The following is a 21,199-nucleotide window of genomic DNA, read 5'->3' as shown; positions in this document are numbered from 1 at the left end:
TATGCCCATCGTGAAGACCGTCCAGAACGGCGTCGCCGTCGTCACCCTGAATCGGCCCGAAGCCATGAACTCCATCGACCCGGAATCGAACGAGCAATTGCTCGAGATCTGGGACGAGATGTCGAACAACGAGGACATCCGCGTGCTGGTCCTCACGGGTGCGGGCGAGCGCGCCTTCTGCACAGGCGCGGACCTCAAGAAGACCATGCCGCCCGCCGACAGCGCAGCCCGGCAGGTCTTTCGCTGCGGCACCGGGCATTTCAACTTCGGCACGCTGCAGACAGACAAGCCCGTCATCGCCGCCATCAATGGCTACGCCTTGGGCGGCGGGCTGGAGTTGGCCTTGCTGGCGGACATACGCATCTGCTCTGACAACGCCCACTTCGGCTTGCCGGAAGTGCGGGTCGGCAGCATCCCGGGCGCCGGCGGCACGCAGCGTCTTATCCGCGCAATCGGACAGTCAGACGCGATGTGGATGCTGCTCACCGGCGAACGCATCGACGCCGCAGAAGCGCTGCGCATCGGGTTGGTCAGCAAGGTGGTGCCCTTTTCCGAATTGCAGCACGCAGTCATGCAACTCGCAGGCGCGATGGCAGCCAATGCCCCGCTCGCGATGACCGCTGCGAAGCGCCTCGCGATGAATGGACGCGAGCTACCGCTAGCAGGCGGGCTGACCCTGGAGCGCCAGGCCTTCGGGCTGCTCAGGGATAGCGAGGACCGGCTAGAAGGGCGTCGCGCCTTTGCCGAGAAGCGCCACCCCGTGTTTCGCGGCCGTTGAAACTCCTTACCCGGAAGACGAATGCGCCTCTGGGCAACCCTTCGATTTGCTCGCACGCACGATTCGACACTCGAACGCCCGATGTGAGCGTTCTCCTGGAGCAGCTTTTGAAGACACCGCGTACCGCCTGGCTCAACAACCTCGCACTCATCGTTGCCGCGTTCGTCGGCGCATCACCGGCCCTCGGGCAGCAAGCCGCCCGTCCACCCGCCAGGATCCTGGTTGGCTTCTCGCCCGGCGGCACGCTCGACGTGGTGACGCGCGCGCTTGCAGATCAATTGCATGGCCCGCTTGGTCGCACCGTGGTGGTGGAAAACAAGCCGGGCGCGGGCGGGAAGATCGCGATCGATGCGATGCGGGCCGCCCCCACCGACGGGAGCGTGGCGATGCTGTGCCCCGACTTCTTCACATCGATCTACCCCTTCGTCTTCAACAAGCTCAACTACAACCCGCAGAGGGACATCCTGCCGGTATCGACGGTGGTCGAATTCCCAATGGCGCTGGCCGTGCCCTCCTCTTCGTCCGTCAAGACCTTCGGCGAATATGCCTCATGGGTACGTGCGCATCCGGACAAAGCCAACTTCGGCCACGCCGCATCGGGCGGCCCGACGCATTTCCTGGGACTTCAGATCGCCAGGATCATCGGGACACCGCTGCAGGACATCCCTTTTCCGGGTGCGGCGCCCATGATCGTGAACCTGACTGGCGCTAATGTCGCGGCGGGCACGTCCACGGTCGGAGACTTTGCGCAGCACCACAACGCTGGCAAGCTGCGCGTGCTGGCCGTCACCTCCGCAGAGCGCTCGCCGCTGCTGCCGAATGTGCCGACCTTCGGCGAACTCGGCCGCAAGGAACTCACCGCGGTCGGGGTGCTTGCCATATGCTTGGCACCTGGCACGCCCGCCGGGGTGGTCTCCGAGTGGAGCGCCGCCGTGCGCACGGCGGCTGCCACCGAACAATTCTCGAGCAAGGTTCGCATGCTCGGCTTCATGAACACGGGAAGCTCGCCCGCCGAATCGCGCGCCCGGTTCGCCGAAATGCGCGGGTTCTGGGAACCGATCGTCAAGGCCTCGGGATTCAAAGCCGACTAGGCGATGGCGCGCTGCTCGCGGCGCCCCTAGCGCACCGAGCGGATCCAGTCCCGAAAGAGCCGAACCGGCGCCGTGGCCGCTTTCAACGGATCGCAGACCAGGTAGTAGCCGAGCTCTGTCTTCGCGACATGGTCCACCGCAACCACGAGGCGCCCGGTGCGCAGGTCGTCTTGCACGTAGGCCCGCTGCGCCATCGCCACGCCCAGGCCGTCCGCTGCAGCCTGATAGCACAACGCAGCATTCGCCAACGCGATGCCAGGCAGACTTGGAGTGTCGACCAGGCCGGCCGAACCGAGCCACAGCGGCCAGGCTTGAGGGCGCAGCATGGAGTGCAGCAGGTTGGCTCGCAGCAGATCGCTAGGTTCCTGGAAATGTTCCGCCAAGCCGGGTGTGCAGACCGGGACGAACTCATCGTCGAAAAGGTGGTCCAGCTCGACATCGGCCCACTCGCCCATCCCGTGCCGAATCGCGCAGTCCGCGCCTTCAAGCCGGACATCATCCGCCAGTGCAATCGTTGCGATCTCCAGCGCGATGTCGGGGTGAAGCGCATGGAAGCCATGCAGGCGGGGAACCAGCCAGCGAATGGCGATGCTCGGAGGCACCTTGAGGCGCAGCCGTTGCTCCCGCTGGCTGTCCGCCAGATCGCCCAACGCTTCGTGCAGTCGATCGAAGGCGTCGCAGACGCGGGTGGCGAGTCGCTCGCCCACCGCGGTGAGCTCGATCTCGCGACCGGCCTTCTGGAAAAGTTGCACGCCCAGCCCCGTTTCAAGCTGCTTGATCTGCTGGCTCACGGCTCCTGGCGTGACGTGGAGCAACTGCGCGGCTCGCGACACGCCTTTGGCCCGATACACCGCATCGAACGCCCGCAGGGGGCTCAGGAGTGCGCGAAGGTTCTGCATGATAGGACGCGACTGCCAGCGCACTCAATGCGCGCTGAGGCGGCAGCTGCCTGCCACCGCACGCGCATGGATTGGCTTCAGCACTTCTGGATACCGATGGTGCGGTTCAAAAGATCCTCTTCTTCGCGCAGGGCCGTTGCGGAGCCGGAATAAGCGGCAACGCCCCGCTCCAGCACGATGACGTTCGTGGAGAAGTCGAGAACGACGTCGACGTGCTGCTCCACGAGCACGCAGCCAACTCCGAGCCGGTCGCTCATCCGGACGATGGCATCCATCAGTTCCTCGCGCACCATGGGAGCAAGGCCCTCCAGCGGCTCGTCGAGCAGAAGGATGCGCGGCTGGCCGACAAGTGCCCGTGCCACGGACAGCATCTGCTGTTCACCGCCTGACAGTTGCGTGCCACCGTTGCGCCGGCGCTCCTTGAGTCGCGGAAACAGAGCGTAGATCGGTGGCAGAGCCACGCCGGCCGACCGCCCCTGCAGGCCCGACAGCAGGTTCTCCTCCACCGTCAGCGAAGGAAAGATGTCGCGGCTCTGCGGCACGTAGCCCAGCCCAGCCCGTGCGCGCGCATGCGTCGTGGCGCTGCCGATGTCGTTGCCGCCGAAGTGGATCCGGCCCTGCATCAGGTCAGCCAAGCCGATCGCGGTTGCCAGGGTGGTGGTCTTGCCGGCGCCGTTTCGCCCGATGAGGCCCAGACGTTCCCCTTCGCGCACGCTGAAGCTGAGATGCTCGACCACCGGCACACCGCCGTAGCCGGTCGTGACATCGTCGAACCGGAGTTCAATGGGTTGCTTGGGCATGGCCGTCTCGTCCGAAGTAAATTTGCTTGACTTGTTCGTTGGCGGCGACTTCTTGCGGCGTGCCTTCGACCATCACCGCACCGGCAACGAGCACGATGATGTGCGAGGCGAACCGGAACACCAGATCCATATCGTGTTCGATGAGCAGCACAGACAGTTCCTTCGGCAGGCTCTGGATGGCGTCCATGATGCGACCGCCTTCTCCTTGCGGCACACCCGCGCCGGGCTCGTCCAGCAGCAGAACGTGCGGCTTCATTGCGAGCGCCAGAGCGATTTCAGCAAGCCGCTGTTCGCCGAGCGCGAGGTGTCCTACGACCCGGTTCGCATAGGGATGTAGGCCGAGCATGCCGAGCGTCTCGTGGACCTCGTCGCGAACGCGCGCGGAACGCGCCGGCGAGGGCCACCACTGCATCGAGGCCCGCAGCCGCTGCAGCACCGCGACCCGGACGTTCTCCGCCACGGTCAGGTCCTTGAACAGTCGGCTGATCTGGAACGTGCGAACGATGCCGCTGCGCACGCGTGCGTACTGCGGTAGCTGGACGATCGAGCGGCCGTCCAGTTGGATGTCCCCAGACTGCGGGCGCATCGCCCCACTCAGCAGGTTGACCAGCGTCGTCTTGCCTGCCCCATTGGGACCAATCAGCGCCGTGCGCGCACCCTGCGGCAGCGAGAGCGTGACGTTCTGCGTGACGGCCAGGCCCCCGAAGGAATGGCAAAGATTCTGGGTTTGCAGCCGATGGGTCATCGTGTTCCTCCGCTGCCGCCCAACCGCCTGGCGTACGCTACGGCCCGGTCCAGAAGTCCGATGAGGCCTTCCGGCAGGACAATGAGCACGACAATCAGCATCGACCCGATGACGAACAGCCAGTGATACGGATTCAAGGTCGACGCGATGTGATGGATCGTCATGTACGCGACGGTGCCGAGCACCGCACCCGCTAGGCGGCGCGTGCCGCCGAGGACGATCATGACCACCACACCCGCGGACGTCGTGAAGTCCAGCATGAAGAGATTAGCCACCTTACTGGTCTGTGCCGTCAGGGCACCTGCCAGCCCCGCCACGACGCCGCCGACGGTGTAGACGGCCAGCAGGTGCAGATACACGCGCCCGCCCAGCGCCTGGACGCGTCCCGGGTCCTGTCGTATGGCTTTGGCCGTCAAGCCAAAAGGTGATTCAACCAGGTTGCGCACGAGGAAAAACATCAACACCAGCGCGCCCAGCGCGTAGAAATAGCCGGTGTGACCCATGAAGTTGAACTCCCAGATACCGAACAGCGGAGCGACCTCGAAGCCGGCAAGTCCGTCGTCGCCACCTGTGAGCCATCTGGCCCAATTGGCGAGCTCGAGCAGCAACTGCGCCACCGCGATGGTGAGCATGACGAGCGTGAGCTTGGTCGAGCGCAGCATGACTGCACCGCTCAGCAGCGCTATCAGCCCTCCGCCCAGCCCACCGAGCAGCAGCCCGATGATGGGATCGGACGTCAGATACAACGCGGTCCAGCCCGCGACGTAGGCACCTGCGCCGTACAACGCGGCCTGGCCCAGGGTCGCGATGCCCGCCTGTCCGAGCACGAGGCTCAGCGACAGCGCAAAGATCGACATCGTCGCCATGTTAGTCAGCAGTCCAAGGTCCTGCGGGAACACCACGAAAGCCAGCAACCCCGCGAGCGTCAGGACGAACTCGGCGCGCAATTGCTTCCACGGGCGTACGCGCGCTGGCGTCGCCATCGCCATGGGCGGAATCACTGCGCTCATGCCTGCCTCCCGAACAGCCCCTGTGGGCGAACCAGCAAGACGATAATCATCGTCAGGAAAAAGGCAGCCGATGCAAGCTGCGGAACCATGTATTTCATCGAGGTCTCCACGATGCCGAGCAGCAACGCTGCGAAGAAAGAGCCAAACAGATTTCCGTTGCCTCCCACGGCGACAACCGCCAGAAGGATCACGAGATATTTGGAGGCGTAAGTCGGCTCCATTGGCAGCATCTCTGCCCCGGCGATGCCGCCCAGAGCCGCGAGCGCGGCACCGATCGCGAAAGTCGCCGCATAGATCCTGGTCGTGTCGATGCCGATGGCCCGGGCAATCGGCGCGTTGTCGACCGCAGCGCGCACCCGGATGCCAAAGGATGACCGGTCCACGCTCAACCACAGGACGCCGACGACCGCAAGCCCGCAGGCAACGACGATGAGCCGATGGCGGGGAATGGAGCGAAATCCCAGGTCCACCGACCCGCCGAATGCCTCAGGAAGCGCGACGGATGTCACCGACGATCCGAACATCAGGTTGACCGCAGCCGTCGCGACGAACATCAGGCCGATGGTCACCAGCATCTGGTCGAGATCGTCGCGCCGGTAGAAGCGGCGCAGTAGGATGCGCTCGAAAAGCACCGCCAAGAGCGCCACGATCGCGATCGCCAGTACGAAACCCAGCCCGATCGGCACACCCAGGCGTTGGGGAATGCTGGCCGCCAGAAACCCGCCGAGCATCGCGAAGGCGCCATGAGCCAGATTCACCACCCGCATCAGACCCATGGTCATCGACAGGCCCACCGTGATCATGAACAGGATCATGGCGTACGTGATCCCGTCGACCAGGATGCTGCTAAGAAGCGCAACGGACATGCTGCACCCTCCGCACTACTTGGTCGCATTCTGGATGCGGCCGTAGTCGGGCTGCATCTCGAATGTGCGGAACTCGCGATTGACGAAGCGTCCGGCCGCATCCTTTTCCACCACTCGCATGTAGACGTTCTGCACAAACTCGCGGGAGGCCGGATCGATCTTCACCAGGCCACGCGGGCTCTCCCAGGAAAATCCCTTGGCGGCGGCCATGGCCTTGGGCCCGTCGCGCTTGCCGTCCGTCGCCTTGACCATGTGATAGATCACATGCAGGCCGTCGAACGCATTCGCGAGCTGGACGGTCGGAATGGCCTTGGGCGTAACCTCGGCCAGGGCATTGACGGCGGCCTTGTTCAGCGGCGAGTTGTGTGTCGCCGAATAGAACATGCCGGTCTCGATTCCCAGCAGCTCGGGGCCGATCGCGCGCAGCTGGTCCTCATCCGTCTCGCCCGTGCCCAGGAAGCGCACGCCCGCAGCTCTCAACCCCGCTTCGTTGTAGGCCTTGACCATCGCGTAGGTGGCCGGCCCACCCGGGCCGAAGACATAGAGCGCATCCGGCTTGAGCGCTTTCACGCGCTGCATCAGGGGGCCGAAGTCCGTCGTCTTCAGCGGCGCACGAATTGCTTCAAGCACCTTGCCCCCGCCGGCGACGAAAGCGGTGTTGAAGGCTTTCTCGGCGTCGAGGCCGGGACCGAAGTCGCTGACCAGGGATACGACGTTCTTGACGTTCTTCTCGAGCGCGTACTTGGCGACCGGCACGGCCATCTGCGGCAGCGTGTACGAGGTCCGCAAGAGGTAGTCGGACTTTTCAAGAAGCGACGAGGTCGACGCATTGAAGATCACGACGGGCACCTTCGCCTCCTGCGCAAGCGCGGCGACAGCCAGCGTATCGGGCGTGAAATACAAGCCCGCGATGTACTGCGCGCCTTCCTTGATGATGAGCTCCTGCGCCAGTGCCTTGGCCTGCGCGGGATTGATCTCCGGCAGGTCGCGGTAGATCACCTCGATCGTGTGTCCACCCGCAGTGGTGCCGTTCAGCTTTTGGTAGGCCTTGGTGGCGCCCTCCCAGGTCTGCCCGACCGCTGAGAACGGTCCGGACATGGGGGCGATCACACCCACCTTGATGACATCGGCGCGGCTTTGGAAGGCGAACGTCGCGAGTGAGACCGCCATCGCGGCCATGAGTTTGAGGGTCATGTTCTTTTCCAGGGTGGTGCGGGTCGCTGGCGAGCCATGCGCCCGGGTATTGACGAGAGGTGGGGACGGGAATCGTGGGGCGCGGGCCGGCTTCAGGGCGGCTCGCCGTGCGGCTGCGCTGCTTCAGTCGCTTGCAGGGCGTCGTCGCGGGACATCAACGTCGCGTACTTCTGTTGCATGTCGAACAGATTGGCTTCGTGCGCCCGCAGTGACCGGTCGCCCACGCAGTCTGTGACGACGAGAGGACGAAAGCCGTGGCACATGGCATCGACCACGCTGGCACGGACACACCCGCTGGTTGTGCATCCCGCGATCAGCAAAGTCTGCACCCCGCGCTGGGAAAACCAGGAAGCCAGTGAAGTCCCGAAGAACGCCGACGGGTGGATCTTGCGCAGCACGAGTTCACCGTTGCAGGGCTGCAGTTGCGGAACGATCTGGCTTTGCGGCGCGTCCTCCCGCAGGGCGAGGATAGGCGGCACCTTGAGCGCGAAGATGTTCGCGTCGGCTCCATCGTCCTGGTAAACGACGCGCGTGTGGGCGACCGGCCATCGACGCGCGCGTGCCACATCCAACAGGCCCCGCGTGCATTCGATGGCTGGCGCGATGTTGCCGCCGCCGAACGTGAGCGGGTCGGCGAATCCGTTGACGAAGTCGATGATCAGCACGCCATACGGCGCCTTCGGCGCGACGACATGGCCGAAGCCCTGCTGCTTGTAGATGTCCGGAGCGGTGCTCATTGGAAAGCCTCGTCGATGACCTTTCCGTTGCGAACCACGACGACGTCGTCGAGCTCCACCGTGCAGTTGCGCAACGGGATGTCAAGGTGGCAAGGCGTGGTGCGAGTTCCCCCGGCTTCGTTGTTCGGGCCCAGCGAGAACAGGAAATTGCCTTCGAACGCACGCGCGTCCTGCCCGGAAGTTGCCTCGCGGTCCACCAGGGACAGCGTGTGCCAGAAGCAGCGCGGCTGCATCCCCCATCCGATGTGCGCGATGGCGTAGGCCTCGGGGTCCTTGTAGGCCTCCATGAATTCGCGCAGCAAGGCTGCATCGATGTCCCCTTCGATGCTGCGCACGAAGCCTTCGCGCAGATGCATCGTGATCTTGTCGGAGACGTAGTTCTTCTGCGGCAGCAAGATGTCACCGCGGTCGATCACGATGGTGCCGTCGCTGCCGCCTTCATTGGCGAAGGTGAAGAGGAAGCCGCTCGGCCAGTGGTCCCAGCGCCCGGGCTCTTCGCAGAAACCGTATTCGGAGATGGTCGGGAAGTCGCCGAGCTTGAAAGTCACGTCCGTGCCGGCCGGCGAGGTCACGTGCATCTTTTTAGCGGCCTTGAGCAGCTTCGAGGCGGCGAGCACGCGTTCGCGGTCGGCCTCGGTGGGCACCGCCCGCACCAGCACCTCGGGCGGCTCGACGGCCAGAAGGATCTTCGTTCCCGAGTCGAGGATCTCCATCTGCTCTGGCGAGAACAGCAGCAGCATCAAGTCCAGGACGATGTCGCTGTTCTTCATGGCCGCAAGCGCGACGGGGTTGTTGGTGAGCGGCGTTTCCCCCAGGTAGTTCATGAGGTCGCGGCTCGGGGCCTTCTCCGCGTTGATAGGCTGCAGCTCGATCCTGGTCACGACTGCGCCCGCGGCTTGAGCTGCAATGGTGGCGGTTTGAAGCGTTTGCGGATGGGTGTGGGGACCGCACAGGATCGAGACCTTCTGTCCGCGCTTCACTTTGCTGAGCTTCAGAACCTGGTCCCAGGCCTTGACCATTTGATAGTCGCTGACTGGCATATTTTGTCCTTTGTTTGAAAGTGTCAGATCTGTAGGAGCGCCAGGTCCTGCGGGCTGCCCAGCTTGAAGAGCCGGCGGGCATTGCCGTAGCAGACCAGCGCACGAGTTCGCTCATCGAGCGGTGCCGCTTCAATGAAGGTGCAAGCCTCGGCGGTGGACTCGTAGGGATAGTCCACGGAGAAGAGCACAGCTTGCGCACCGAGCTCGCCAATAGCGCCAAGCAGTGCCGGCGCGGAGCACACGCCAGATGTCGTGATCAGGATGTTGCTGCCGATGTACTCGCTGGGCTTGCGTGCCAACTTGATGCCCGAGGGATAGGCAGCAAAGCGGCTGTCGATGCGCCAGCGTTGATATGGCAGGGCCTCGCCCATGTGGCCCAGCAACAGGGTCAGTCGCGGGAAACGGTCGAACACCCCGCCGAACAGCAGGCGCAGAGCGTGCCCTGCCGTCTCCACGCCCCATCCCCAGGCGGCTCCCTGGAGCACCGGCATGCCTTCCAGCAGCGCCGGTGGCTGGCTGAACGCGTTGGGATGCAGGTAGATGGGCACGCCAAGCGCCTGCGCGCGCTCCCAGAACACATCGAATTCGCCGCTCTCGTAGTAGCGCCCCAGGGTATGGCCGTTGATCAACGCACCCTTGAAGCCGTGCTCTACGACCGTGCGCTCCAGCTCTCGCGCAGCCTCGTGCGGGTCCTGCAATGCCACATGGGCAAAGGCGCCGAATCGTTTCGGATGGCGCGCCACGCGCTCGGCGAGAAACTCGTTGTTCTCGCGTGCGCGCCGGACGGCGGAAGCAACATCCGTCTCGACCTGCACGCCGGGCATCGTCTGCGACAGCACGGCGAACTCGATGTTTCCGGCGTCCATCTCGGCCAGGCGCAGGTCGTCGAAGTCGCTCAGCCTGGCGTCGAGCCGAGCCACGAAGTCGGCTGGCAATGCGCGTGTGTACTTGGCAGAGTACGCATCGAAGCCAGGGGCGGAAAAGTGCTCTTCGAGCGCGATCTTGGGAGTTCGATTCATCATTGTCTTCATCGGGTTCAGACCGGGTAGGCCAGGGCTGTGTCAAGAATCTCGGTGTCGTGCACCACTTCGCGGCTGGCGATGAGCAGTCGTTCGCCTTCGCGCACAAAACGGTCGTGGTAGATGCCGGCGAGATGCACGGTGGAAGGCCCCTCGACGAGGGTCTGCATCAGAATGAACGGTGTCTGCGAGCTGATCGTGTCGCTCGTCTCTTGCAGCACCCGTGTGATGCCCAGGACATGCAGCATGTGGCGGGGCGCAAACATCTGCGAGTGCGCCACGGCGAGCGCGCGATCGGTGATCATGTCCAGGCCCTCGCAATAGACGAGGCCAACGGGCATGTTCAGCAGCGCGTTCTGACGCGAGGTGATCCGGTACTTCGCTTCCTTGCTGAAGAACTCGGGCCAGCGCTCCACGTCGTTGGCGTCGAGGACGGCGCAGTACTCGACATGGAAGGAGTCGATCTCCGAGCGCAGTTCGGCGGCGCGACGGGGCAACACCACAGAGCGGGTGTAGGCGAGTTGCTCCTTCATGCTGCCATCTCCGCGACACGGATGCCCATGACGCCTCGGTAGTACTCGTAGAGCGAGCGGATGCACGACTCCGAGATCAGGTTGCGTGCCGTGCCCAGATGGCCAGCATCGAGCTTGACCACGTTGTTATCCGTGGACGAATTGCGGATGCCCTCCTGCACGAACTTCAGCGCCTCGTTGTCCTCAAGGCCGAGGAAACCCGACGGACCCATCAAGTTGCCCTGGCGGAGGCGGTGCCGGGTCATCTCCGGCGTGTCGTCTTCGTAGCCGAACATCGTCCACTGCATCACCATGCTGTTGGGACCGTTCGGGATGATCTGACGCACGCCCATCGTGTTCATCTGGCGCTGCACGATCAGATTCGGCCACATGGTCATCATGTTGGCGGACCAGGGCGAGTCGAACTCGCGCACATAGTCCAAGAACCGCTCGTCGCGCAGCCGAAGGTTGTCGGTAAACGAACGCATCTCCGCCTTGTCGTCGGCGGCGACGGTGGCATAGACTTGGTCGGGCTTGGACGATGCCATGTAGCCGTGGCGTCCATGTTCCTTGTCTGCGAACACGATCGACTTGATACCCGGCACGAGAAGGCCGAACACCACGAGGAACGAGTGCAGCAACGTCGCGTGATAGGGATCCTTGAGGTTCTCGTGGTACATCTTCCAGTTGCACGGAAGCTCGTTGCGGCAGTAACCCAGGATCCGGAGCTTCTTGCCCGAGAAGGGAACGTCGAACTCCTCGACAATCTCCTTGGTCATGTACTCCTCCAGCGGCGGGGTCTTGTCGGAGTAGGTGGCGAACACCACGCCGTTGCGCGTCGCCACGCGCAACTGGCGAGTCCCGTGCTCCGCGTTCTTGAAGTCCGGTGGCATGCCGCCGATCTTGTTGATTCCGCGCTTGAACGGAACGCCCTGCAGATTGCCCTTGAGGTCGTAGGACCACTGGTGGTAGGGGCAGACGAACTCCTTGGCGTTCCCGTGGCTGGAGCGGCAGAATTCGGCGCCGCGGTGGGCGCAGCGGTTCTCGAAGACGGAGATCGTGTTGTCTTCCGCGCGAACGATCACCACGGCCGTGGCGCCTACATAGCCGCGCTTGTAGTCGCCAGGGTTTGGAATTTCGGCTTCCAGGGCCACGAAGTTCCAAGTGTCCCCACGGAAGATGCGCTCGATCTCCTGGTCATAGATGGCCTGGCTGGTGTACACCCAGTCGGGGATGTTGTTGAGCGCGTCGGCGGGCCAGACGCACTGCTCCAGGGGCGGGTTCTTTCTGGCATTGGTGATGCCGATGACCGCCTGCGATTGATACATGGAAAGCTCCTTGGCTCTGAGAGGTGGTTAAACGATGGCCGCGGCCCCGGCCTGGATCTGCCTGGCCCAGGCGCGCAGGTTGGTGGCGTCCAGCAAGAAGTCGTCAAGCTGCACGGGCAGCCCTTTTTCGAAGAGGGGGCGAATGGCGCGCAGATCAGTGCCCGCATTCAGGGCGACGCCATGGAGCGGAACGCCGCCCCGATGGCCGATCCATAGCGCCTTGCCTGAGGCCGGATCGCCTCGGCGCAGGTAGTCGAGACCCAGTGCCGGCAATCCGAGCATCTGGATGTTGTGTTTCCCCTGGTCGGTCCAGAACCAGGGCACTGCCGGCACGGGAATGGGCACGCCGAGCATGGCGGCTGCGGCAGTACGTGCCTGATCGTTGGCGTTCTGCCAAGATTCCAGTCGCATGGGCGCCGCCTGTCCGGGTCGTTGCTGGCTGGTGCAATCGCCGCATGCGAAGACTCGCTCGTCGCTGGTGCGGCACAGCGCGTCGACCAAGACGCCACCTCCCGCTGCAATCGCCAGCCCTGCATCGCGAGCCAGTGAGTCGTTGGGCGAGAGACCGATGGCGACGACGACCTCGTCGACTTCCAGATCGCCCGTATCCGTGGCAAGGCGGATTCGACCGCCGGGCAGTGAGTGGATGCCGCCAAGGGAGGCTCCGAGCAGCAGCCGTGCGCCGGCCTCGCGCAGCCCGGATTCGAGCCACATCGACGCCTCGGGGGGCAGGAAGCGATCGAGCAAAGACGTCGCTCGTTCGAACACGGTCACTGATGCGCCAATGGACATCGCGGCGTGAGCGATTTCGAGGCCGAGGAAACCACCTCCCAGAATAGCAACCTGCGGTTTGCCATGAAGGGCAACGCGCAGCCTGCGCGCATCCTCTAGGGTGCGCATGTAGTGCACATGCGGATGACCAGCCGGAGCCGATGCCAGTGCATTCGGCTCCCCGCCCGTAGCAAGAAGGCACATGTCGTATGCGAGCACCTGGCCCGAAGCGAGGCGGATCTGCCGCTTCGAGACATCCAGGTCAACTGCATCGCTGCCGTTCAGCAAGTCGATGTCGCCGAGTGCCCAGACCTCCTGCGGTAGAACGTCGAGACGTGGCTCTTCCGCCGCCACCAGGACAGCCTTTGACAACGGCGGACGCTCATACGGCTTGTGGCGTTCCCGTCCCACCATCGTGATGCCGCCGCGAAAGCCCCCCTCGCGCAGCGCACGGGCCGCGACTGCCGCTGCCTGGCCCGCGCCGACGATGAGAACACCTGGCGACGTCATTGGGCCTGGGGCGACAACACATAGATGTCGTCACCTTCCCGCTTGACGGGATGGGTGCGCAGATCCACGGTGACCGGCGCACACATCGCCTTGCCCGTGCGAATGTCGAAGCGGCCCTGGTGCAACGGGCATTCGACGCAACCATCCTCCACGTAGCCTTCTGAGAGCAGCGCCGTGGCATGCGTGCACATGCCGTCGGTGGCAAAAAACTCGTCCTCGATACGAAAAAGCGCGACGCCCTGGCCCGCGACGTTGACGGTCTTCGCTTCGTCGTTACTCAGCTCCTGCGCTGAAGCAACCTTGATCCATTCCATCGTTCGATCCTGTCGATCTTGAGCATCAAAAGTAGTCAGTGTACTGACATAAATGGAGATTTGTCCCAAGTTTTTTGTTCGGGTTTCTACGGAACTCCGACGCCCCAAGATGGACTCTCAGAAGCTTCTTTTTCGCATCGATATGGCGCATTCTCATAGGTAAAACGCACAATTTATGGAACATCGCCTCACTAGCTACCGCGCTTCATAGAAACATCTTTCCACGCGAACCAATGCCGCATACACTTATGACAGTTAACTGACTTAATCGGAACCACAGTGGGCTGACCAGCACTTTGGATCGAGGTGCTACGCGTGCGAGCCGGCCTCTCGATCCAAGCGCTGAACGGCGTGCGAGGTAGCTTTGATGCCGTCTCTTTGTGGGGAACGTGGCTGGGATGCTTGGGCGCGGTCGATTTGGCTGGTTCGTATCTCGCGTGTCAGACGCTGCACATCCGGTGCAGCTCGGCACATGGAAATCGGAAGGAGAAGAAAACTGATGGATCACGCAGACATCCCCGCGCGTCTGTTAAAGCGCGAAGGCATCGGTGCCAGAGTGCCGCGCAAGGAAGACGCGCGTCATCTGGTGGGCAAGGGCAACTTCGTCGGCGACTTCGTGCTGCCGGGCCTCCAGGAGGTTGCCTTCCTGCGGAGTTCACTGGCCCATGCCGTCGTCACCGGCGTCGAGATTCCCGAGGCGCTGGCCGGGAAGGTGTTCCTGCGGGAAATGATGTCCGACGCGGCAGACATCGGCTCGCCGTCTTCGCTGCCCACCTACCAGTACTCGGCATTGCCGCCACTGGCCTCCGGCAAGGTTCGCCATGTCGGCGAGGCCATCGCGATGGCGGTTGCCCCGACGCGCGCCATGGCGGAAGACCTGCTGGAGGAAGTGGAGGTCTCGTATGACGAACTGCCCGTCTACCACAGCGCTGAGTCCGCCCTCGCCGCCACGAAAGAGTTCATGCATCCCGAATGGAAGGACAACGTGTTTCTCACGCTGCGGGCCAATCGCGACTTCGAGGAGCTTGCCGCGAAGGCCGAGGTGAAGGTCAGCCGCACGGTCGAGCTGTCGCGTCAGTGCATCGTGCCGCTGGAGGGCAAGTCGGTGCTCGCTTACTGGGACTTCCAGACCGATCAACTCGTGGTCGTCAGTGCGACCCAGGTTCCGCATCTGCTGCGTGTGGGGATCGCCCAGCACCTCTCGATGAACGAAGAGGCCGTACGCGTCGTGTCACCGGACGTCGGGGGCGCCTTCGGCTACAAGGGTCAGCTCTACCCTGAAGACCTGTGCGTTGCCTGGCTCGCCAAGACGTACCGGACACCGTTTCGCTACCTCGAAGATCGACGCGAGCACCTGATCGTCGGCGCCAACACGCGGCAGCATCACTATCAGCTCACCGCCTATGCGGACCGCACCGGCAAGCTCCTGGCGCTGGACGCAGTCATCACCATCGACGGCGGCGCATATTCCTACTATCCCTTCTTCGTCGGCCTGGAGCCAGGACAGGCGATCGGCAATCTACCCGGCCCCTACACCTTTCGAGGCTATCGATGCGAGACCCTCTGCGTCGCGACCAACAAGCCTGGGTTCATGGCCTATCGCGGGGTCGCGCGCACGGGTGTCTGCTTTGCCATCGAACTCCTCATGGATGCGGTGGCGCGTGAAGTGGGGCGCGAGCCATGGGAAGTACGGATGGAGAATCTCGTACCGGCGGCTGCCATGCCCTATGTCAACGTCGCCAACAAGCACTTCGACAGCGGTGACTTCCCTGCAAGCCTGCGCCGCGCCGTGGAGATGATCGGACTGGACGCGGTACGCGAGCGCCAAGCGCGCGGTGAGCCGGACGGCCGTCTCATCGGCTTCGGCACGGCCACCTATACCGAGCAGTCTGCCCACGGCACGACGGTGTTCGCCAACTGGGGGCTGCCAGTGGTACCCGGCTTCGACCAGGCGGTCGTCAGAATGACCGCTGACGGCGGACTCGAAGTGCGTGTCGGCGTGCACTCGCATGGCCAGGGCATGGAGACCAGCTTCGCGCAGATCGCCAACGACGTGCTCGGCATCCCGGTGGCCAGAATCCGGGTGGTGCATGGAGACACCGCGCTGACCCCGTTCTCCTCGGGCACCTACGCCTCGCGCGCCACGGTCATGTCAGGAGGAGCCATCTCGGTCGCGTGCAAGGAGCTCCTGCCCCGCATCCAGTCGATCGCGGGCTACCTCATGGGCGTGGATGCACCGACCGTCGCATTGGTCGAGGGTCGCGCCGTGGCCGGCGACAAGTCAATCCCGCTGTCGGACGTCGGTGGCGCGTGGTACCTCACGCCGCAAGATCTGCCCGCCAACGTTCATCTCGGTGGTCTGGAGGTGTCGCGGGCGTACAAACCCAACGTTGATACCGGCACCTTCACCTATGCGACGCACGCAGTGGTGGTGGCCGTTGACACCGAAACCGGCGAAGTCGAGATCCTCGACTACGTCGTCGTCGAGGACTGCGGAACCATGGTCAATCCGATGATCGTGGAAGGGCAGACCATCGGCGGCATCGCGCAGGGCATCGGCACCGCCATGTACGAGGAGAGCCCCTACGACGACCAGGGCCAGCCGCTTGCTTCCACCTTGGCTGACTACATCCTGCCGGGCGCCACGGAAGTGCCGCGTATCCGGATAGAGCACTTCGAGACACCTTCACCGCACACCGAATTCGGTGCCAAGGGCGTGGGCGAAGGCGGCGCGATCGCACCGCCGGCCGTGATCTTCAATGCCGTGAACGATGCCCTGCGGGGCACAGGTGCCGCCGAAGTGCTGATGACGCCATTGACACCACGCCGCCTGCTCACGGCACTCGAAGGTGCGAAGCGCGAGCAGGAGCACGCACGATGAAGGCGCCGAAATTCGCGTACGCGCGCGTCCTCGAGGTGGATGAGGCAATCGCAACGCTGGCCGCCGGCGCCGGCGCCGCAAAGGCAATGAGCGGAAGCCAGTCGCTCGGACCGATGCTCAACCTGAGGCTGGCGCGGCCCGCCCAGGTGGTCGACGTCGCACACATTCCCGGCTTGCGCGCGGTAAGCCGCAAAGCCGACTGGGTCGAGATCGGTGCTGCCGTCACCCATGCCGAGATCGAGGACGGCGTCCACGCGCCGCTGGCTGATCATCCCATGCGCCAAGTCGCGCGCGGAATCGCCTATCGCGCGATTCGCACTCGAGGTACCGTCGGCGGCAGTCTGGCGCATGCCGATCCCGCGGCCGACTGGGTCGTGACCCTCGCGGCACTCGGCGCTCGCGTAGCAATCAGATCGCCGAGAGGCGAGCGCACGGCGGAGGCCGACGCGTTCATGCTCGGCGCCTACACGACCGTGCTCGAGCCCGATGAACTCATCGTCGCCATCTCGGTGCCTTCGCAAACCCCCACCATGCATTGGGGATACCACAAGGTCTGCCGCAAGCCGGGCGAGTTTGCAGAGGCCAGTGCGGCCGTCTATTTCGATGTCTCGCGAAAGCGTGCCCGGATCGTGCTGGGAGCCGTCGATGGCCCTCCCCTGCTGCTGCACGCGTTGGCCGCGGAGATCGCGCTCAAGGGCGCAGTCGTGGCGGGACGCGAGGCATTGCGCGCGGCCGTGCATGCGGCACTCCCCGAACGCGACGCCATCGACCGGAAGCTCTTCACGGCCTGCCTGGAGCGCGCACTCGATCAGTCCGGCATCTTTGCCGGCCCCAAACAAGCGGAGTAAGAGACTTGGACCCCATTTCCATTCAAGTGAACGGCCGCAGCTTCAGCCGGCAGGCCGAGCCGAGAATGCACCTTGGCGACTTCCTGCGTGACGAACTACACCTGACGGGAACGCACCTCGGCTGCGAACACGGCGTCTGCGGCGCCTGCACGGTGCTCGTTGACGGCCAGCCCACGCGCTCGTGCATCACCTTCGCCGTGGCCTGCGAAGGCCGTGAAGTCACCACCATCGAAGGCTATGAAGATGACGCGGTCATGCGACGGCTGCGGCAGGCGTTCACGCGCCACCACGCACTGCAGTGCGGCTTCTGCACGCCGGGAATGCTCACCACGGCGCGCGACATCGTGCTTCGCCTGCCCGAGGCCGATGAGGCGTGCGTGCGTCTTGAGCTCTCCGGGAACCTGTGCCGTTGCACGGGCTACCAAGGCATTGTGGACGCCATTCTGGACGTCCTGCAGCAGCAGCGGGTCAACCCCGACGCACAGTTCGAGCAACTGCGGCAACGATTGACCGCCCCGCGATCGGTCGCGATGAAGCGTGTCGCCGCGGTGGCGCCAGTCGGATCGGCCTCCCCGTCCACTTCGAACTCCGCTCCATCGAGCAGCAAGTCGGCCGCGTCCGCATCGAGCACTGCTGCGGATATGGCGGAAGTCGATCCGGTGGCGATGGCCAAGGCCAAGGCGAAGGGCAACGCGATCGACGTCCATTTCGACGTGCCGTATCCGGTCGATCGGGTGTGGGAATTCATGGGCGATTTGCCCGCCGTGGCTTCATGCCTGCCGGGCGCAACCATCGACTCGCACGAGGGCGAAAGAGTCAAGGGCACCATCGCCATCAAGTTCGGCCCGATGTCGGCGGCTTTCGCGGGTGCTGCTCGGCTGGAGCGTGACGACGCAGCCAAGCGTGCCGTCCTCCGGGGCGCGGGCCAGGACAGCTTGAGCAAATCGCGTACCCAGGGCGACATCAGCTATCGGCTCGAGGCGCTGTCGGCCGACAACACCCGGGTGCACGTGGACATGATCTACGCGCTGCAGGGACCGCTCGCGCAATTTTCCCGCTCTGGCCTCGTGAAGGATTTCGTGCGCCGCATGGTGGCGGACTTCGGAAAGCAGATCACCCGCAGACTGGGCGGGCAGGCGGTGTCGACCAACGAGCCGCAGCCCACCGTGTCCATGGCGGCAATGATGTGGAGCGTGCTCTGGAACCGCATCCGCGGCTGGTTGGGAAAACCGCCGCGGCCTTGATACGCGCCACGCCAGGCGTCACCAGCCCGGCGCAATGGTCAGGCTTTTTTCATCGATGCAATCTACAACACCAGCCGGGAGCGAGAGCGACTGTGTATGGAACAGCTCGGAGTCGCAATGAGTTCCCTTCTTCATGGCTATCACGTACGTGCGAACGGGGTGCGGCTGCACCTGCTGCGCTATGGTGGGCAGGGCCCGCGCATGCTCCTGCTGCCGGGCATCACGAGCCCCGCGATCACCTGGGGCTTCGTCGCCGAGCGACTGGCTCGCCACTTCGACGTCCATGTCCTGGACTTTCGGGGACGCGGCTTGTCCTCGAGCGCGCCCGGCATGGACGCGAGTCTCGATGCCATGGCGACCGACGTGCTCGAGTTGCTGGGGGTTCAAGCATGGTCTTCCGTGACGCTGCTGGGCCATTCGATGGGCGCGCGCGTGGCGATTCGCGCGGCTGCGCGCGACGCCCGGCGTATCGACAGGCTGCTGCTGGTGGACCCCCCAGTCTCCGGTCCCGGCCGCCGCCCGTATCCCGTGCCACTGCCTTGGTATGTGGAATCGATTCGGATGGCCATCAAGGGCGTCACGGCCGAAGAACTTCGGCCCTATGCGCCGACCTGGACGGACGAACAGCTGCAACTGCGAGCCGAGTGGCTGCACACCTGCAGCGAGGAAGCCATCGTGCAGGCGCATGCCGGTTTTCATAGCGACGACATCCACAGCGACCTTGTCAAGTTGCGGACGCCCGGACTTCTCATGACGGCAGGTCGAGGTGGTGTGGTACTTGCGGAAGACTTGGCAGAGCTTGAAGCACTCGCGCCTGGCTTGTCCCATTGCACGGTGCCTGGCGCCGGCCACATGATCCCCTGGGACGACGAGGCAGACTTTCATCGCCAGCTGGGCGAGTTTCTGAAGGTCGACCTGCTGTAGCGGGCCCGGAGGCAGATTGGCGTTCTATTCGCACAGGGAGGAGCCGATACACTCGTCGGCTGACACTATTGGCGATCTCGAGATGATGACGAAGCGTTCTCCGGCCCGAAAGAAGAACACAGGCAGCGTGACGGACGTGCAAGCGGCCAAGCCCCCCGGCCCCGAGCCTTTCAATCCGCTGCGCGAAGTGATGTGGCGGCGTCCGGGCTTCCTGATTCGTCGCTTGACCCAGATCGGCCAGGCACTCTTCTTCGACCTGTGCAAGTCAGAGAGCATCACGCCGCTGCAGGTCGGCATGTTGACGGCGCTGTCGATGAATCCCTGGCTTGATCAGAAGGCCATCGGCAGGGAGCTTTCCCTGGACCGGACGACGACGGCGGAAGTGCTCAAACGCCTGGGCGACAAGGGACTCGTCGAAACGCGCGTCAACCCCGACGACCGGCGTTCCAGGCTTTCAGTGATCACCAAGGACGGCCTGAAACTGATCAACGACCTACAGGAAAGTATCCACCGATCCCAGGAGCTGTTGATCCAGCCGCTGTCCCCAGAAGATCGCGCTGTCTTCATGAAACTGCTGGTCCAACTCGTGGATGCACACGAAAAGATGGACAAGCAAGGCTAGTCCTTCAGGTTCATACCGAGAGCGGCCCCCTGCCGCCTAGCCGGTGCCTTCCGTTGGGTCCAGCCGTATTTCCCGACTACTTTGGAATTGCTGCAAAAGCAAGATCGAGATGAGCTACACCGCCCCCCTCAAGGACATGCTGTTCGACATCGAGCACCTGGCCAACATCCGCGAGATCGCCAGGCTGCCCGGCTTCGAGGACGCCGGCCTCGAGACCGCGCAGGCCGTGCTCGAGGAATGCGCGCGCTTCAACCAGGACGTGATCGCGCCGCTCAACGTCGCGGGCGACCGCAATCCCTCGTCGTTCAAGGACGGCGAGGTCACGACCACGGCCGGCTTCAAGGAAGCCTTCGCGCAGTACGTGTCGGGCGGCTGGCAGGGCCTGCAGCATCCGGCCGACTTCGGCGGCCAGGGCCTGCCCAAGACCATCGGTGCGGCCTGCGGCGAGATGCTGAACTCGGCCAACATGAGCTTCGCGCTGTGCCCGCTGCTGAGCGACGGCGCCATCGAGGCGCTGCTGACCGCGGGCTCCGACGAGCTCAAGGCCACCTACCTCGAGAAGCTCGTGAGCGGCCAGTGGACCGGCACGATGAACCTCACCGAGCCGCAGGCCGGCAGCGACCTCGCGCTGGTGCGCAGCCGCGCCGAGCCGCAGCCCGACGGCAGCTACAAGGTCTTCGGCACCAAGATCTTCATCACCTACGGCGAGCACGACATGGCCGAGAACATCGTGCACCTCGTGCTGGCGCGCGTGAGCGGCGCGCCCGAGGGCGTGAAGGGCATCAGCCTGTTTGTGGTGCCGAAGTTCCTGCTGAACGCCGACGGTTCGCCGGGCGCGCGCAACGACGTGCACTGCGTGAGCATCGAGCACAAGATGGGCATCAAGGCCTCGCCGACCGCGGTGCTGCAGTACGGCGACCATGGCGGTGCCGTCGGCTATCTGGTGGGCCAGGAAAACCGCGGCCTCGAGTACATGTTCATCATGATGAACTCGGCCCGCTACGCGGTGGGCATGCAGGGCATCGCGATCGCCGAGCGCGCCTACCAGCATGCCGTGGCCTACGCC

Annotated in this window: 21 protein-coding genes; 8 read left to right on the top strand and 13 right to left on the bottom strand. The window is 64.2% G+C overall.

Features of this window, described 5'->3' with window-relative positions; genetic code table 11:
- Nucleotide 1 precedes the first annotated feature (1 nt).
- Together ACODT0_RS40040 and ACODT0_RS40035 are read left to right on the top strand one after the other, a co-directional pair.
- Nucleotides 2-778: an enoyl-CoA hydratase/isomerase family protein gene (locus ACODT0_RS40040; protein ID WP_296723109.1), complete on the top strand. Its 777-nt coding sequence runs from the start codon at nt 2-4 to the stop codon at nt 776-778.
- Between the two features lie 83 nt (nt 779-861).
- Nucleotides 862-1,869, top strand: a complete 1,008-nt coding sequence (locus tag ACODT0_RS40035) for a Bug family tripartite tricarboxylate transporter substrate binding protein (protein ID WP_489043842.1) — start codon at nt 862-864, stop codon at nt 1,867-1,869.
- Between the two features lie 26 nt (nt 1,870-1,895).
- On the opposite strand, the gene ACODT0_RS40030 is transcribed toward ACODT0_RS40035, so the two are convergent.
- From ACODT0_RS40030 to ACODT0_RS39970, 13 genes are all read right to left on the bottom strand, one after another.
- Nucleotides 1,896-2,768 (bottom strand): LysR substrate-binding domain-containing protein, encoded by an 873-nt coding sequence (locus ACODT0_RS40030; protein ID WP_489043841.1) that lies wholly within the window; start codon nt 2,766-2,768, stop codon nt 1,896-1,898.
- Nucleotides 2,769-2,845: 77 nt separating this feature from the next.
- Nucleotides 2,846-3,568 (bottom strand): ABC transporter ATP-binding protein, encoded by a 723-nt coding sequence (locus ACODT0_RS40025; RefSeq protein ID WP_489043840.1) that lies wholly within the window; start codon nt 3,566-3,568, stop codon nt 2,846-2,848.
- Nucleotides 3,549-4,313 carry an ABC transporter ATP-binding protein gene (locus ACODT0_RS40020; RefSeq protein WP_489043839.1) on the bottom strand — a complete coding sequence of 255 codons (765 nt, stop codon included), beginning with the start codon at nt 4,311-4,313 and terminating at the stop codon, nt 3,549-3,551. Before ACODT0_RS40020 ends, ACODT0_RS40025 begins: the two co-directional genes overlap by 20 nt.
- Nucleotides 4,310-5,323, bottom strand: a complete 1,014-nt coding sequence (locus tag ACODT0_RS40015) for a branched-chain amino acid ABC transporter permease (protein WP_489043838.1) — start codon at nt 5,321-5,323, stop codon at nt 4,310-4,312. The genes ACODT0_RS40020 and ACODT0_RS40015 overlap by 4 nt, the downstream gene beginning before the upstream one ends.
- Nucleotides 5,320-6,189: a branched-chain amino acid ABC transporter permease gene (locus tag ACODT0_RS40010; RefSeq protein ID WP_284454324.1), complete on the bottom strand. Its 870-nt coding sequence runs from the start codon at nt 6,187-6,189 to the stop codon at nt 5,320-5,322. The genes ACODT0_RS40015 and ACODT0_RS40010 overlap by 4 nt, the downstream gene beginning before the upstream one ends.
- Nucleotides 6,190-6,204: 15 nt before the next feature.
- A complete protein-coding gene (locus ACODT0_RS40005) occupies nt 6,205-7,383 on the bottom strand; it encodes an ABC transporter substrate-binding protein (protein WP_296723124.1) in 1,179 nt (392 codons plus the stop codon).
- 92 nt (nt 7,384-7,475) lie between these two features.
- Nucleotides 7,476-8,120 (bottom strand): isochorismatase family protein, encoded by a 645-nt coding sequence (locus ACODT0_RS40000; RefSeq protein WP_296723126.1) that lies wholly within the window; start codon nt 8,118-8,120, stop codon nt 7,476-7,478.
- Nucleotides 8,117-9,160 carry a 2,5-dihydroxypyridine 5,6-dioxygenase NicX family protein gene (locus ACODT0_RS39995; RefSeq protein WP_296723127.1) on the bottom strand — a complete coding sequence of 348 codons (1,044 nt, stop codon included), beginning with the start codon at nt 9,158-9,160 and terminating at the stop codon, nt 8,117-8,119. Before ACODT0_RS39995 ends, ACODT0_RS40000 begins: the two co-directional genes overlap by 4 nt.
- A gap of 23 nt (nt 9,161-9,183) precedes the next feature.
- The gene (locus ACODT0_RS39990; protein WP_296723212.1) at nt 9,184-10,179 is read right to left on the bottom strand and encodes an amidohydrolase family protein; all 996 of its coding nucleotides are present in this window, start codon (nt 10,177-10,179) and stop codon (nt 9,184-9,186) included.
- A gap of 17 nt (nt 10,180-10,196) precedes the next feature.
- Nucleotides 10,197-10,712, bottom strand: coding sequence for an aromatic-ring-hydroxylating dioxygenase subunit beta (locus ACODT0_RS39985; protein ID WP_296723130.1), 516 nt, complete (start codon nt 10,710-10,712; stop codon nt 10,197-10,199).
- Entirely contained in the window at nt 10,709-12,019 is a 1,311-nt protein-coding gene (locus ACODT0_RS39980) for an aromatic ring-hydroxylating oxygenase subunit alpha (RefSeq protein ID WP_296723132.1), read from the bottom strand. Before ACODT0_RS39980 ends, ACODT0_RS39985 begins: the two co-directional genes overlap by 4 nt.
- 27 nt (nt 12,020-12,046) lie before the next feature.
- Nucleotides 12,047-13,300 (bottom strand): NAD(P)/FAD-dependent oxidoreductase, encoded by a 1,254-nt coding sequence (locus ACODT0_RS39975; protein ID WP_296723134.1) that lies wholly within the window; start codon nt 13,298-13,300, stop codon nt 12,047-12,049.
- On the bottom strand, nt 13,297-13,614 hold the full coding sequence (locus tag ACODT0_RS39970) for a non-heme iron oxygenase ferredoxin subunit (RefSeq protein WP_209547529.1): 318 nt from the start codon (nt 13,612-13,614) through the stop codon (nt 13,297-13,299). The genes ACODT0_RS39975 and ACODT0_RS39970 overlap by 4 nt, the downstream gene beginning before the upstream one ends.
- 499 nt (nt 13,615-14,113) lie before the next feature.
- Here ACODT0_RS39970 and ACODT0_RS39965 point away from each other — a divergent pair, with 499 nt between their 5' ends.
- The 6 genes from ACODT0_RS39965 to ACODT0_RS39940 form a co-directional block, all read left to right on the top strand.
- Complete coding sequence (locus tag ACODT0_RS39965) at nt 14,114-16,495, top strand: xanthine dehydrogenase family protein molybdopterin-binding subunit (RefSeq protein ID WP_489043837.1); 2,382 nt, start codon at nt 14,114-14,116, stop codon at nt 16,493-16,495.
- Nucleotides 16,492-17,343: an FAD binding domain-containing protein gene (locus ACODT0_RS39960; RefSeq protein WP_296723141.1), complete on the top strand. Its 852-nt coding sequence runs from the start codon at nt 16,492-16,494 to the stop codon at nt 17,341-17,343. The genes ACODT0_RS39965 and ACODT0_RS39960 overlap by 4 nt, the downstream gene beginning before the upstream one ends.
- A 5-nt stretch (nt 17,344-17,348) precedes the next feature.
- A complete protein-coding gene (locus ACODT0_RS39955; RefSeq protein ID WP_489043836.1) occupies nt 17,349-18,587 on the top strand; it encodes a xanthine dehydrogenase family Fe-S subunit in 1,239 nt (412 codons plus the stop codon).
- Nucleotides 18,588-18,704: 117 nt separating this feature from the next.
- A complete protein-coding gene (locus ACODT0_RS39950) occupies nt 18,705-19,511 on the top strand; it encodes an alpha/beta fold hydrolase (protein ID WP_296723145.1) in 807 nt (268 codons plus the stop codon).
- Nucleotides 19,512-19,593: 82 nt separating this feature from the next.
- Complete coding sequence (locus ACODT0_RS39945; protein ID WP_296723147.1) at nt 19,594-20,133, top strand: MarR family winged helix-turn-helix transcriptional regulator; 540 nt, start codon at nt 19,594-19,596, stop codon at nt 20,131-20,133.
- 109 nt (nt 20,134-20,242) lie between these two features.
- The coding region (locus tag ACODT0_RS39940; RefSeq protein WP_489043835.1) for an acyl-CoA dehydrogenase family protein at nt 20,243-21,199 on the top strand (957 nt) is incomplete at its 3' end.

The organism is Variovorax sp. FG153, from assembly GCF_057809595.1.
Note: the sequence above shows the minus strand (reverse complement) of the source record. Positions and strands in the feature narration are given on the sequence as shown.

What these genes read in the sequence shown, in the direction of transcription:
- ACODT0_RS40040 (WP_296723109.1), top strand. Translation starts at nt 2, where the DNA reads ATGCCCATCGTGAAGACCGTCCAGAACGGCGTCGCCGTCGTCACCCTG.
- ACODT0_RS40030 (WP_489043841.1), bottom strand. Translation starts at nt 2,768, where the DNA reads ATGCAGAACCTTCGCGCACTCCTGAGCCCCCTGCGGGCGTTCGATGCG.
- ACODT0_RS40025 (WP_489043840.1), bottom strand. Translation starts at nt 3,568, where the DNA reads ATGCCCAAGCAACCCATTGAACTCCGGTTCGACGATGTCACGACCGGC.
- ACODT0_RS40020 (WP_489043839.1), bottom strand. Translation starts at nt 4,313, where the DNA reads ATGACCCATCGGCTGCAAACCCAGAATCTTTGCCATTCCTTCGGGGGC.
- ACODT0_RS40015 (WP_489043838.1), bottom strand. Translation starts at nt 5,323, where the DNA reads ATGAGCGCAGTGATTCCGCCCATGGCGATGGCGACGCCAGCGCGCGTA.
- ACODT0_RS40010 (WP_284454324.1), bottom strand. Translation starts at nt 6,189, where the DNA reads ATGTCCGTTGCGCTTCTTAGCAGCATCCTGGTCGACGGGATCACGTAC.
- ACODT0_RS40005 (WP_296723124.1), bottom strand. Translation starts at nt 7,383, where the DNA reads ATGACCCTCAAACTCATGGCCGCGATGGCGGTCTCACTCGCGACGTTC.
- ACODT0_RS40000 (WP_296723126.1), bottom strand. Translation starts at nt 8,120, where the DNA reads ATGAGCACCGCTCCGGACATCTACAAGCAGCAGGGCTTCGGCCATGTC.
- ACODT0_RS39995 (WP_296723127.1), bottom strand. Translation starts at nt 9,160, where the DNA reads ATGCCAGTCAGCGACTATCAAATGGTCAAGGCCTGGGACCAGGTTCTG.
- ACODT0_RS39990 (WP_296723212.1), bottom strand. Translation starts at nt 10,179, where the DNA reads ATGAATCGAACTCCCAAGATCGCGCTCGAAGAGCACTTTTCCGCCCCT.
- ACODT0_RS39985 (WP_296723130.1), bottom strand. Translation starts at nt 10,712, where the DNA reads ATGAAGGAGCAACTCGCCTACACCCGCTCTGTGGTGTTGCCCCGTCGC.
- ACODT0_RS39980 (WP_296723132.1), bottom strand. Translation starts at nt 12,019, where the DNA reads ATGTATCAATCGCAGGCGGTCATCGGCATCACCAATGCCAGAAAGAAC.
- ACODT0_RS39975 (WP_296723134.1), bottom strand. Translation starts at nt 13,300, where the DNA reads ATGACGTCGCCAGGTGTTCTCATCGTCGGCGCGGGCCAGGCAGCGGCA.
- ACODT0_RS39970 (WP_209547529.1), bottom strand. Translation starts at nt 13,614, where the DNA reads ATGGAATGGATCAAGGTTGCTTCAGCGCAGGAGCTGAGTAACGACGAA.
- ACODT0_RS39965 (WP_489043837.1), top strand. Translation starts at nt 14,114, where the DNA reads ATGGATCACGCAGACATCCCCGCGCGTCTGTTAAAGCGCGAAGGCATC.
- ACODT0_RS39960 (WP_296723141.1), top strand. Translation starts at nt 16,492, where the DNA reads ATGAAGGCGCCGAAATTCGCGTACGCGCGCGTCCTCGAGGTGGATGAG.
- ACODT0_RS39950 (WP_296723145.1), top strand. Translation starts at nt 18,705, where the DNA reads ATGAGTTCCCTTCTTCATGGCTATCACGTACGTGCGAACGGGGTGCGG.
- ACODT0_RS39945 (WP_296723147.1), top strand. Translation starts at nt 19,594, where the DNA reads ATGATGACGAAGCGTTCTCCGGCCCGAAAGAAGAACACAGGCAGCGTG.